Source organism: Gammaproteobacteria bacterium CG11_big_fil_rev_8_21_14_0_20_46_22, assembly GCA_002796245.1.
Taxonomy (GTDB): Bacteria; Pseudomonadota; Gammaproteobacteria; order UBA12402; family UBA12402; genus 1-14-0-20-46-22.
This window is the reverse complement of record PCWT01000054.1, coordinates 71,641-83,539: the sequence shown is the minus strand read 5'-3', so window position 1 is coordinate 83,539 and position 11,899 is coordinate 71,641. Positions and strand designations below refer to the sequence as shown.

Genomic DNA, 11,899 nt, shown 5'->3' with positions numbered 1-11,899 from the left:
TTCTTCAACGTGCTCATGTACTTGCGTGTACACTGCGCTGTTTCATCAAATTTGCGTCCAACCTCCCCTCAAAACTGAACGTTTGTAGTCAATTTAAGCAAAATACTTTTAATGGGACAACTGTGCCTTTTTGAGGCTAATTTTACCAAGTTTTGTTCAAAAATCAACGCGCTTTTGGTGTTTGTCTCGCAGGCGAGTCATGTGCGCTACTCGGTGTCCGGGATTGTTTGGGCGCAACAGGTGTACCGAAGAACCGATGAGGTGAGTCTAAATGGTTGAGCATAGTTTGTTCGTCGTTTTTGTGTCGATAAGGCTTCAGCGCATCCGGCGGGTTTTCAGTCGGTGCTGTGAATAAGGTTTGGTTTAGATTGGGCTTTAGCATCGCCCCGGTGAGTTTGGCGATAAGGTTTAAATGGACTGATAGATTCGAAATGGAAAACTCACCTCTGTACAGTCTGGTGTTGGCATGGAATGCAACAGCTTCATAAAAGTCTTTATACACTCTGCAAAATGCTTTGAAAGCTGAAACTTCATCTGTTTCTTCGAGGCAGCTTTGATAATTATCTTCGTTCTCGAGAATAAATACCGAAAAATGATAAAATTGTTTGGCGATACGGTGATTTAAAACATCCTTCAAGGCTTTTTTTAAGGCATTTGTTTTTGTTCCAACGATAGTGACGGGGTCACAGTGTTCCAGGCAGCGTTTTAGGAAATGTCGCATCAGAGTATCACTCTGGCGAGAAAAAGCAGCACCCGAGCGGGTTTCAAGCGAGCAGAGAATAGTGAGCACAGAATCTAGGTCAATATTGCGTTTTTTCTCTAAGATCATCCGTGTTAACGCTAAAAAGTCTGGCTCTGACAGTGACCAACTTTGAAGATCATTGGTTCGATGTGGTGATATCGTAAAATCCCAATCTTCGTCTTTCCCTTTGACAGCTTCAAGCCTGCCAAGGCCTATCACATGGGTGATTTTTAGTATGGCGTCTAAATTTACTTGTAAAAGTTCTGGATCTTGCGTGGCAAGCTTGACCGTTAGAAACACGGTTTGGCTTTTGAGGCTGGGTATGATTGGCCCGAGACATTTGGTATAAAAACCATCCAGGCTTCGGGCTTTAGTTTCTTTAAGCGCGTCTAAGTCGAAAGCTTTAGGGTTTCTCACATAAATGGCATGAAGTAATTCAACCTGGATGACGCCGCTTAAAAGGCCTGTGCCATGAACCTCTAAGAAGCCGTGTTCTTCCTTTTCATGGCGTGCTTCAGTTTTTTTGTTTTGTAAGCTTGCTTGCATTAATATGCTTAAGGTTCGCCATGATTCGGATCTCAGTGGTGTGAGTGACTGTGTTTGCAGCCATTTCATGGTCTCAACTAAAAGCTCTTGTGCATTAAGTGGGAAAATGGTCGTGGGTTTATGGGCGTAGATTCTCGGCACTCTAAGGCTGGGGTCTACTTTGCGTGGTTCGCTGAAATCTGGATTAAAAATACGAGGCTGGTTAGGTTGTGGGGGTAGAGTCAAATGTCGGGTTCTTGGGGGTAGGTAGGCAGGCGGGCTATCAGGCGATAAAAATGCGTTAGCCTGTAGTCTGCTGACAAGTTGTGGTGGTCTGAACTCGATGCGGCGTTCCCTGGCAGACCACGTTGACTGAGGTCCTAGGGGTGAACGTGTTGGGGGAGTTAAGTTGGGCGTCTGTGGGCTTTGAAACAGTCGGTGGCGCAGACGCGGCGCTGAGGGTTGCGGGTCTTTTGGCCTAATGCGAGTTAACGGTCTGGATGAGGGCAGTGTGGCTCGGATGCTTGTTAATGCCCGCGGTGTCACAGGCGACATAGCCTTTTCGGTGTCTGGGCGTTTGGGGGTGCGAGGTGTTCGCGTCATTTTGTTGACCACTTATCGTTGTTCTATAGTGCCTAGATTCTACAGCTTCGGCGTTTTTGTCAATGGATTCCCCGGGTTTTTTATAGAAAAGCCTTGAAAGCGGTAGGTTATTGGCGTAGTATCGGCCTCGATGATGCGGGGTGGAGCAGTCTGGCAGCTCGTCGGGCTCATAACCCGAAGGTCGTAGGTTCAAATCCTGCCCCCGCTACCAAATGCCAATAAAAAGCCCCTTGTGGGCTTTTTTTACAACATTGGGCTACGGGCCCATTTTTTATTTGGAGTTGGCGCATGCACGCAGGCACAGACAAGCTCACAGCACTCTTAGCCCCCGTGGCCGAAGGCTTGGGCTTTGAATGGGTGGGCGTTGAAATCATTAACCAGTCGGGTGGTGCCTTGGCGCGCCTATATATTGATAAACCCGGCGGCGTCAGCATTGATGATTGTGTGCAAGCTGCCGAGCAGTTTATCGCTGTGTTAACCGTGGAAGGCTTGAACCAAGCCTACCGTGTGGAAGTGTCTTCGCCGGGTCTTGATCGACCCTTGTTCACGAAGGCGCATTGGGAAAAAGCTAACGGCTTGGAAGTGCGGGTAAAATTGCGTTACCCCGTAGCTGAGCGGCGCCAAGTCACGGGTGTGATTCACGCTGTGGGTGACGAGGCAGTGGAAATGATTGTGGATTCAGCGCGTTTTGATGTGCCGTTTGATGCGGTGGGCAAAGCGAACTTGATTCCGGTAGTGGATTTTAAATCGAGTAAAAAGAGGCAATAGCGATGAGTAAAGAACTTCTCAATATGGTCGAAGTGTTATCGAACCAGAAAGAACTTTCTTTTGATGATGTATTAAGTGCTGTGGAGTCAGCTTTGGCTGTTGTGGCTAAAAAACGCTATGGCGATATGGATGTGGATATCGTCGTAAAAATTGATCCTAAAACGGGTGAGTACGAAGCGTTCCGCCAATGGACGATTGTGGATTTAGATGATCCTGAGTTGGATTACATTCCGCCGCGCCACTGGAGTGTGGAAGAAGGTAAAGAGCGTGATTCTAAATTAGAGATTGGCGACACCTACCGTGAACAAATCGAAGCGCCTGCCTTTGGTCGTATTGCCGCACAAACTGCCAAGCAAGTGATTATGCAAAAAGTGCGCGAAGCTGAGCGTGATAAAATGGCTGAAGAGTATGAGTCTAAGCTTGGCCAAATCATCAACGGTACGGTTAAGCGCGTCACACGTGATCAGATTATTTTAGATTTGGGCAATAATGCTGAGGCGGTGATTCCGCGTGAAGAAATGTTGCCACGTGAAGCGGTGCGCATTAATGACCGTATTCGTGCGTATTTGAAAACGATTGATCGTGAAAACCGTAAAGGCCCACAACTTATCGCAAGCCGTGCTTGCCCTGAAATGTTGGTCGAGTTGTTCCGTATCGAAGTGCCAGAAATTGGTGAAGAGACCATTCAAATCAAAGCCGTGGCCCGTGACCCAGGTTCTCGCGCTAAATTGGCGGTGAAAACGAACGATGGCCGTATTGATCCTATCGGTGCGTGCATCGGTATGCGCGGTGCGCGTGTGCAAGCTGTTTCGAATGAGCTCAATGGTGAGCGCGTCGACATTGTCTTGTGGGAAGATAACCCGGCACAATTTGTGATTAACGCCATGGCACCAGCGGAAGTGGCTTCGATCGTGGTGGACGAAGATTCTCATGCGATGGATATCGCTGTGAATGAAGACCATTTGTCACAAGCGATCGGCAGAAACGGCCAAAACGTGCGTTTGGCTTCCGTGCTTACCGGCTGGACCTTGAATGTGATGACCGAAGAAGACGCTGAGAAAAAATCACAAAACGAAGCACAATCGGTGATGGAAGATTTCATGCAGCACTTGGATGTGGATGAGGACATTGCGTCTGTGTTGATTGCTGAAGGCTTTAGCTCATTGGAAGAAGTGGCTTACGTGTCGCGCGATGAGTTCTTAGGTGTCGAAGGTTTTGATGAAGACATCGTTGATGAGCTTCAGCGTCGTGCAAAAGCGGCGATCGAAAGCGGTGCGGGTAAAGCTAAGCCGGCTGATGATTTGCTCGCTCTTGATGGCATGAATGAAGCCTTGGCGCAAGCCTTGGCAACCAAAGGTATCGTGACGCAAGAAGATTTGGCCGAACAAGCCGTTGAAGACATTCTGGGTATCTGTGGTTTAACGAAAGGTAAAGCTGCTGATTTAATCATGGCCGCGCGTGCGCCGTGGTTTGAGTAAGAAAATCCGTGTCATTCCTGCGTAGGCGGGAAGGCACTTTTTCAGCAGCGGAAGAAAGAAAGTAAGAGGTGAACGATGTCAGCAGATAAAGTCAGTGTAGCAACCTTGGCGAAAGAACTTGGCTTAAGCAGCGATGATTTGTTGTCGAAGTTTAAAGAAGCCAATATGCGCGTGAAAGACGAAGAGACTGAGGTCTCTCCTGCGCAACAGAAAAAAATCCGTGAGTTTTTGGGCGAGGGTGCTGATGAGGTAGAAGTAAAGCCTACGGCTGAGAAAAAACTCACCTTAAAAGGTAAAGACAGTGGCGCAAAAACATTGACGTTAAAGCGCAGAACGGTGGGCAACTTAAGTGTCACAGGCACGCAAGGCGGGGATAAACGCTCGGTGAGCGTGAAGGTGGTGAAAAAACGCAGTTTCGCGCAAGCCGCGTCTGAAACGCAAGCCCCGGCACCACAGGTACTGGGCTTGTCTGAAGAAGAGTTGCAAAAGCGCCAAGCCGAGAAAGAAGCTTCGGAGCGTGAAGAAGCGATTCGCCTTGAGGCGATTCAGCGTGCTGAAGGAGCCAGAAAAACAAAGCAGGATAAAGACGATACTGAGTCGGTGGAAGAGGAAGTGCAAGAGGCTGTCGTTGAAGCGCAAGTCGCCACCGCGACTCCGGTCGATAAAAAACATGTGAAGCGTCAAGAAGACGATGCAGATGAGGAAGAGCGCGCGCGTGAGAAAAAACGCAAGGCGGCGGCTAAACCTGTTCGTCCAGAAGATAAGTTTCGCGCCGGTAAAAAAGTTGATTTGCGTAAAATCAATTTGGACGAAGAAGTTGATGATCCGCACGGTGTGTCGATGTCTAGACAACGCCGTATATTTCAGATCAATAATAAACACACGTTCCAAAAGCCTGCTGAGCCTATTCAAAAAGCAGTGGTTATTCCTGAAAACATCACCGTCTCAGATTTGGCTAAACGCATGAACATTAAGGCGGCTGTGTTAGTGAAATCGTTGATGAAGATGGGCACTATGGCCACCATAAACCAAATGCTGGATCAGGAAACAGCGCAGCTCTTAGCTGAAGAGTTGGGTTACAAGTACCAACTTTCTAGCAGCAACGCGATTGAAGAAAATCTTCAAGCTGACGTCAGTGGCCACGGCGAGCCAGAGCCTCGTCCGCCGGTGGTGACCATTATGGGTCACGTTGACCACGGTAAAACAACTTTGCTTGATTATATTCGCCGCACGAAAGTGGCCGCAGGTGAGGCCGGCGGTATTACCCAAAATATTGGTGCTTACCACGTGGAAACCGAAAAGGGTGTGGTGACCTTCTTAGATACACCGGGTCACGAAGCGTTTACGGCGATGCGTGCTCGCGGTGCGCAAGCGACCGACATTGTTATTTTGGTGGTTGCAGCCGATGATGGTGTGATGCCGCAAACGATTGAAGCGATTCAACACGCTAAAGCGGCCAAGGTGCCGATCATCGTGGCCGTCAATAAAATTGATAAGCCGGAAGCTGAGCCGGATAAAGTTAAAGCCGAGCTTGGTAATTATGATGTCATCCCTGAAGCCTGGGGTGGTGATGTGATGTTTTGTCATATCTCTGCCAAAACGGGTGAAGGCGTGGATAACTTGCTGGATTCTGTGTTATTGCAAGCTGAAGTTTTAGAGCTAAAAGCGCCCAATAAAGGCCCCGCTAAAGGCATGGTGGTGGAAGCCTCGCTCGATAAGGGGCGCGGTGTCGTTGCCACCATTTTGGTGCGAGAAGGTTGTTTGAATCATGGCGATATTGTCTTGGCAGGTGTTGAGTATGGTCGAGTGCGTGCCATGCTCGATGAGAAAGCGCATAAAGTGCAGCATGCGGGCCCATCCATTCCGGTGGAAGTTTTAGGTTTGTCAGGTATGCCAGCAGCCGGCGATGAAGTCTTTGTGGTGCCGACTGAACGCAAAGCGCGCGAAGTGGCAATGTTCAGACAGGCTAAACGCCGTGAGCAAGAGCTGCAAAAATTACACACCGCGAAGCTTGAAAACATGTTTGCTCAAATGGGTGATTCGCAAGAAGCGCGCATTTTAAACTTAGTGGTGAAAGCGGACGTGCAAGGTTCGGTTGAAGCCTTGGTTGAATCTTTGAATAAGATTTCAACGGATGAGGTGAAAGTCAATATTATCGCTAAAGGTGTGGGTGGTATCACAAGCTCAGATGCGACATTGGCACTGGCATCGCAAGCGGTCATTATCGGTTTTAATGTGCGTGCTGATAGCACGGCGCGAAAGCTGATTGAAAAAGATGATATCGATGTGCATTACTACAGTGTGATTTACGACGCCATCGATGAGGTTAAACGTGCCTTAAGCGGTATGTTGGCCCCAGAAGAGAAAGAGCAAATCATTGGTTTGGCGCAAGTGCGCGATGTGTTCCGCTCGCCGAAGTTTGGCTCGATTGCCGGTTGTATGGTCATTGAAGGTTCGGTCAAGCGCTCTAAGCCAATTCGTGTCTTGCGTGAAAACGTCGTGATCTTTGAAGGCGAGCTTGAATCGTTACGCCGTTTCAAAGACGATGTGCAAGAAGTGCGTAACGGCATGGAGTGCGGTATTGGCGTGAAAAATTATAACGATATCAAAGCCGGCGATCAGATCGAGGTGTATGATATCGTGAAAGTGGAGCGTTCGCTCTAATGGCAAGCCCTGAACGTGTAGCGCGCGTAGCCCGCGCGCTGCAACAAGTTTTAGCCGAGCTCATCGCGCGTGAAGTCAAAGACCCGCGCGTGCAAGGCGTGACCATTACCGATGTGGATGTCTCTCGCGATTTAGCGCACGCCCGTGTTTATCTCGCGTTTTCTCATGAGAATATCGCCGAAACCCTAAAGGGTTTTGAAAAAGCCAGCGGGTTTTTGCGCAAGCGTGTGGGCGAAGAGCTCGATCTTCGTATTACCCCAAGCCTAAAGTTTTACCATGACCCTGCGGTGAAAGCCGGTGGTCGTATGGATGATATTCTCAGCCGTTTGTGATCTTGGATAAAAATCCAAGCTATCTTTGTTCCGTATTTATTTATGTGTAGCAAGCCTGGATTGAACCTCGTCGTAGCGTAAGCGAAGACGGGTGATAATTCGGGTTTTATCTCTCGGGTTATTTTCTTGTCGGCCCTAAGGTTTCCTTAATAAATAGCGATTAAGATAAGCCGTATCTAGGGCGTGTCCATAAGCTCATCGCTGGTTTTTCGCGCCTGTCGAGAGTTCAGGAACACGCCCTAGTGATAACAAGAAAAGGACAGTACAGATGCCTGGAAACCCCACGGTGGCAGCAAGCCGTAGTGCGGCACCAACACAAACCAGAACCAATGACGCTGCTTTTTTAATTGCGGGGCAATCGGCGTGCTTGAAATTATTCGAAAGCTATATGGGGCATGGGCCAGTTGATATAAACACCGGTTCTTTGGCCCGCAATCGCAGTGAGTGGTTGTTGAGAAAACGTGCTAGGCCGCGTTTTACCAATACCATGCGCACCTTTTTTAAGGCTGTGGTCGCAGCTAATGAAATACAGCATCTTGAAACGGCGTTGGATACGCTGCAGAAAGCATTAAGACAGGCGATTTTAAAAGGGCGAAAATCTGTGTTGCTGTTGAAAGCGGTTTCTAAGCTTCATTTAGAGGTTTTTCATGGCCGGTATCAGCTTGGCGTCAGCCAAAGGCAGCCGTCGTCTGACGTTCAGGCTATGCCGCCGCGTCCGAGGACTCAGGTCGAGGCTGAGACGAGGTCAGGTAAGCCCACTCCAAAATTATTTGATGTTAACCCGTCCACTTTAGATTTTTTAACACAACAGAATTTTTCCTATCAAGAGCTAGCAAACCGCTTGTGCAGCAAGCCAAAAAGCCCGGTAGCACCTGCGATTGTGGGCGCTCCTGGTGAAAGAACACCCTTGCTGCCCGCCGGATCTACCTTAGTGGCTGATGGACCAACACCACGAATATCAAGCGATTATTTCTCCGAGGTCGGTCGCCATGTGGTCAGCAACATCATCGCTGCTATTCAACGCCAGACGTTGCACAGTCAGCCATTGATAAAGCAGGGGAAGGCAAGGGAGGTTCATGCGCATTTAGTGGGTTTAACAGGTGCGCTGGGAAAAGATGCTGCCTTGAGGCAGGCAAGATCCAGTCAGGCTTTTGCGAAGCGGTTAATGAACCTGGTTAAGCTGTATGAGGCACGTATTTTGTTTGTGCTCAGCTCCAAGGTTGCGAATCATGCTGAGGAATTAAATAGCGATCAAATTGAACCTGTGATAACGGCATTGGGAAAGGCTTTTGTCTTGGCTTCAGGAGAGCAAAACTATCAAGCAGGCGCACTGCCGGGAAGGCGCCTGACGCACATATTTTTAGACATCGAAAGGATTCTTCAGTCTTTTGAGCCGCTTCATCAATCGCTTTTGCATCAGTACTGCAATCAGCAAGGTCGGACACAGTTTTTCAGTGATCAGCACGGTGAGCGCGTGTTGGATTTTGTGCCGGCTGTGTCGAACACGCCATAAGCTCAGCCAGGCTAAAGGGCTCGGCAAGGTAGCCGCGCTTAGTGAGGCTTGTGTTAAATCGCTTGAGAAATTTTTCTATTTTAGAAATTGAAAAATTCTGCAACTCAAAATAGTAGTGCAGTAATTCATAAGCTCTGGCTCTATCAATCAGCTCGCGTTCACGGTTGGCATGCTCAATGAGGTAGGCTACGTTTTTTGCGCTGCGGCGAAGGTTCATGCGAAAGGTTGTGTTATCAATATCGATCAGCTTGAATTGTTTGCCATCGTAAAGATAGTTGCCTTCGTGGCCTGCGCGAAAATAAATGTTCGAGGTGTGAAGCTTGCACAGAAAGCGAACAAAGCTTTTTAGAATGCTCGGATTGCTGGGTTTGCTCTGTGCGAGATGTTCACCCAAGGTTTTTCCTTCAAGCTCGCGGTAGGCGATAATCGCAACTTGTGGGTTTTTGCAGAGATAAAAGTTCTGAACCTCGGTGCTGATAATATTGCGTCGTTTCAGTTTTTTGGCATTAGCGACAAAGCGCCTGCTGTGTCGTAAGTGGCGCGTGCGTTTTTTCCAGGAAAGGCGTTCCAAGAGAGGCAGTTCATCCGGCGCCCAGTGGCATTTCAAAATAAGCTTTTCATCGGGTAGGCGCAAAACTTTCGGCTGACCGCGTTCTTGTTTCACTAACTCGGCTGATTCAAGCAGCTGATTGAGTGTGTTTTTTGAGATAACGGTGGCCACTGAGCGAGTCCTTAAGCTGAGTTTATGGACAGTCTAGCTCATGATGCTGGCATGACCAAAGCATTTCTGCCCAGTGGTGATATTGAGCATTTAAAATGGCTTGCTGGGTTTGGGCTTTGGGCGTATAGTCGCGCCAGTTTTTCGTCTTCCCGGGCGGTATCATGAACATCATCACCAAGCCTCCTTTATTGTTACTTTTGGCCTTGCTCACAACGCTTGCCGCTGTCGGACAGATGTGTAACACAATCTATGTGCCGGCCATGGGGCAAATGGCCACGCATTTCGTGGTCGACCCCACGCACATTCAAACGGTGATGGCGGCATACTTGCTGAGCTATGGCTTGTCACAGTTTTTTTACGGCCCGTTGTCGGATATTTTTGGTCGTCGCCCCACCATTTTATTTGGTTTGATCATTTTTGCCGTGGGTTCGGCGATTGCTGCGGCGTCAAATGTGCTCAGTACTTTGCTCATCGGCAGCTTGATTCAAGGCATGGGTATCGGTGTGGGTGGGGTGATGGCGCGCACAGTGATGCGTGACTTGTACTCGGGCCGCGAATTGCATCGCGTGTCCAGCTATATCAGCATGGCTTTAATCGTTGCGCCCTTGATCGCGCCCTTAATTGGCGGTTTGCTCACGGCCAGCTTTAATTGGCGAGCCAATTTTATCTTCTTGTTGGTCTTTGGTTTGTTCGTGCTGTGGTTTCAATGGTTTTCGTTTAAAGAAACCAATCCACACTTGGGTGAGCTGCGCGCGAGCCCTAAAACCTTGCTAAAAGATCACCAAGAAATTCTTTTACACCGTGCTTTTTTGGGCAATATGTTTTGTTTGCTGGTGACCTTTGCCGGGGTTTCGGTATTTGAGGCGAGTTGCGGGGTGATCTTCAGCAAGCTTTTACATCTATCACCTGAGGTGATCAGTGTCTTGTTTGTTATCCCTCTGCCATTTTATTTGTTGGGCGCCTATATTTCCGGTCGCTGCAGTCACCGTTTTGAATTACCTTCGATTATACGCTTGGGCGTGTTGGTGCTGGTGATATCCAGTGCGGTGATGTTTTATTTTGCTTGGGAAGGTTACCTGTCTGTGAGTTTGGTGATCGCACCGGTATCGGTCTATATGCTGGGCGGTGGCATTTTATTTCCAGCCGCCACAGCAGGTGCCTTGGAGAATTTCCCGCGCCGCGCCGGTACCGCCGGCGCATTGCTGGGGGGGTTGCAAAACTTAGGCGCTGGCGCATTTACCGCGATTTCAGCGAGCCTTTTGCAAACTTCCTTAAGGCCGTTGGCTAGTCTCTTGTTCGTCTTGTCTCTCATCGCCGCTGTTGCGTACTGGGGGCTGTTGCGCTCGCGCCGCTGATTCACGTGCTCTCCACGCGGCTAAATTGGCACTGAAAGATAATTGAGCTTGCTGTACTACGCTACTGCTTGTGGCGCTATCACCGCGATGTTCTATTGCCTCGACCACGGCTGCGCCGTCTCGCCAGTTTTGAGTCACGTTTGAGCGCATTCTATCAAGATCAGTTTCTTCGCTCTGTGCGTTTGGCGCTGTTTCAGCGGGGGGCTGTAATCGTAGCCACAGTGACGTGCTCGACTGTCCTGGAGGGGGTGCTTCTTTTTTGGTGAGTTGAGTTGCGGATTGAAGCGCTTCTAAGGCTTCGCGTATAGCATCCGCATCAAAAGAATTATTTCTTTCACTGTATCGTCGTAATTCAAACGAAGAAGAAACAACTGGATGGCTTGGGGACCGCATATCGCTGCTGCTTGATGCGGGTGATGGCTGGGAAACTTGGTTTACCGGAAAAGCGTCGATTGAATCAACGCGACGAAGCGCGCCAAGGTCTGCTATCTCGCCGCGTGGCGAGTGCTCGCTTGAGTCAGGAGGCGGGCTCGACAAAAGATCGGCGGGTTGCTGGCGCACTTGCGCTTCTGCTTTTGCCGCTGCCCTGATTTCCCCTGTTAGTCTGTACATACTGCGATCACGTGGTGGCGCTTTGGGTAGGGTTTGCTTTAATGCTGTTATGATGGCGCTTTCGCTAAAGCCCAATGCCTCTAGGCAGCCTGTTAAACTTGTGCATTGATGGTGAATATGCTCGGTTGCATTAGCGTTGTGTTGACCTTTCGGGGGTATGTACATAACAGCCTCGAGTTCATTTATGTGTTTTGCGTGGGCTTGGGCGGCGTTGGCAAAGCGATGCATAACTGTCTCACCTCTGGCGGCAGGTTGCATGATGCATGCAATCTTTAATTGCAGTTGTTTGTACTGTGGGCCAAGTTCTGTTTCGAGGTTGCTATTGATAATTTTCTCTAAAAGTTCATTTTGTTTTGAATGTCTGCATTCAGTGGAAACGACAAAAAGTTTGCAGTGCGGATATTTGTCTTCCAATGCTTTCAATAAAGCAAAGAATTTTTTTTGATGTTTAAATGTGAAAACAATGCCTTTTTGTCCTAATTTTTGGCACAGTTGCTCAATTTCTCTCTGTTCAGCAAAATTACTGATGTCTACATAGATAGCCTTAAGTTTTTCTTGTTTCATGGGCGCCCCTTTTTTTTAAATC

General features: G+C 48.7%; 9 protein-coding genes and 1 tRNA gene. 7 read left to right on the top strand and 3 right to left on the bottom strand.

What is annotated here, in order from left to right:
- Positions 1–163: 163 nt before the first annotated feature.
- Positions 164–1,357 carry a hypothetical protein gene (locus COV52_08050; protein PIR10706.1) on the bottom strand — a complete coding sequence of 398 codons (1,194 nt, stop codon included), beginning with the start codon at positions 1,355–1,357 and terminating at the stop codon, positions 164–166.
- Between the two features lie 647 nt (positions 1,358–2,004).
- Between COV52_08050 and COV52_08045 the strand changes: the two genes are divergently transcribed.
- The 6 genes from COV52_08045 (at position 2,005) to COV52_08020 (ending at position 8,625) form a co-directional block, all read left to right on the top strand.
- Positions 2,005–2,081 (top strand) — tRNA-Met (locus COV52_08045).
- A 77-nt stretch (positions 2,082–2,158) separates the two neighbouring features.
- Positions 2,159–2,638, top strand: a complete 480-nt coding sequence (locus tag COV52_08040; GenBank protein ID PIR10705.1) for a ribosome maturation factor RimP — start codon at positions 2,159–2,161, stop codon at positions 2,636–2,638.
- Between the two features lie 2 nt (positions 2,639–2,640).
- Positions 2,641–4,116 carry a transcription termination/antitermination protein NusA gene (nusA, locus tag COV52_08035; GenBank protein PIR10704.1) on the top strand — a complete coding sequence of 492 codons (1,476 nt, stop codon included), beginning with the start codon at positions 2,641–2,643 and terminating at the stop codon, positions 4,114–4,116.
- A 75-nt stretch (positions 4,117–4,191) separates the two neighbouring features.
- Positions 4,192–6,780 carry a translation initiation factor IF-2 gene (locus COV52_08030; GenBank protein ID PIR10703.1) on the top strand — a complete coding sequence of 863 codons (2,589 nt, stop codon included), beginning with the start codon at positions 4,192–4,194 and terminating at the stop codon, positions 6,778–6,780.
- Complete coding sequence (rbfA, locus tag COV52_08025; protein PIR10702.1) at positions 6,780–7,112, top strand: ribosome-binding factor A; 333 nt, start codon at positions 6,780–6,782, stop codon at positions 7,110–7,112. Before COV52_08030 ends, rbfA begins: the two co-directional genes overlap by 1 nt.
- A 268-nt stretch (positions 7,113–7,380) precedes the next feature.
- On the top strand, positions 7,381–8,625 hold the full coding sequence (locus COV52_08020; protein PIR10701.1) for a hypothetical protein: 1,245 nt from the start codon (positions 7,381–7,383) through the stop codon (positions 8,623–8,625).
- Here the strand turns inward: COV52_08020 and COV52_08015 are convergent.
- Complete coding sequence (locus tag COV52_08015) at positions 8,564–9,346, bottom strand: hypothetical protein (protein PIR10700.1); 783 nt, start codon at positions 9,344–9,346, stop codon at positions 8,564–8,566. The genes COV52_08020 and COV52_08015 overlap by 62 nt on opposite strands.
- A gap of 161 nt (positions 9,347–9,507) precedes the next feature.
- Between COV52_08015 and COV52_08010 the strand changes: the two genes are divergently transcribed.
- The gene (locus COV52_08010) at positions 9,508–10,701 is read left to right on the top strand and encodes a Bcr/CflA family drug resistance efflux transporter (protein PIR10699.1); all 1,194 of its coding nucleotides are present in this window, start codon (positions 9,508–9,510) and stop codon (positions 10,699–10,701) included.
- Here COV52_08010 and COV52_08005 read toward each other — a convergent pair.
- A complete protein-coding gene (locus COV52_08005; GenBank protein PIR10698.1) occupies positions 10,618–11,877 on the bottom strand; it encodes a hypothetical protein in 1,260 nt (419 codons plus the stop codon). The genes COV52_08010 and COV52_08005 overlap by 84 nt on opposite strands.
- Between the last annotated feature and the right edge of the window lie 22 nt (positions 11,878–11,899).

What these genes read in the sequence shown, in the direction of transcription:
- nusA (PIR10704.1), top strand. Translation starts at nt 2,641, where the DNA reads ATGAGTAAAGAACTTCTCAATATGGTCGAAGTGTTATCGAACCAGAAA.
- COV52_08050 (PIR10706.1), bottom strand. Translation starts at nt 1,357, where the DNA reads ATGAAATGGCTGCAAACACAGTCACTCACACCACTGAGATCCGAATCA.
- COV52_08005 (PIR10698.1), bottom strand. Translation starts at nt 11,877, where the DNA reads ATGAAACAAGAAAAACTTAAGGCTATCTATGTAGACATCAGTAATTTT.
- COV52_08020 (PIR10701.1), top strand. Translation starts at nt 7,381, where the DNA reads ATGCCTGGAAACCCCACGGTGGCAGCAAGCCGTAGTGCGGCACCAACA.
- COV52_08030 (PIR10703.1), top strand. Translation starts at nt 4,192, where the DNA reads ATGTCAGCAGATAAAGTCAGTGTAGCAACCTTGGCGAAAGAACTTGGC.
- rbfA (PIR10702.1), top strand. Translation starts at nt 6,780, where the DNA reads ATGGCAAGCCCTGAACGTGTAGCGCGCGTAGCCCGCGCGCTGCAACAA.
- COV52_08040 (PIR10705.1), top strand. Translation starts at nt 2,159, where the DNA reads ATGCACGCAGGCACAGACAAGCTCACAGCACTCTTAGCCCCCGTGGCC.
- COV52_08010 (PIR10699.1), top strand. Translation starts at nt 9,508, where the DNA reads ATGAACATCATCACCAAGCCTCCTTTATTGTTACTTTTGGCCTTGCTC.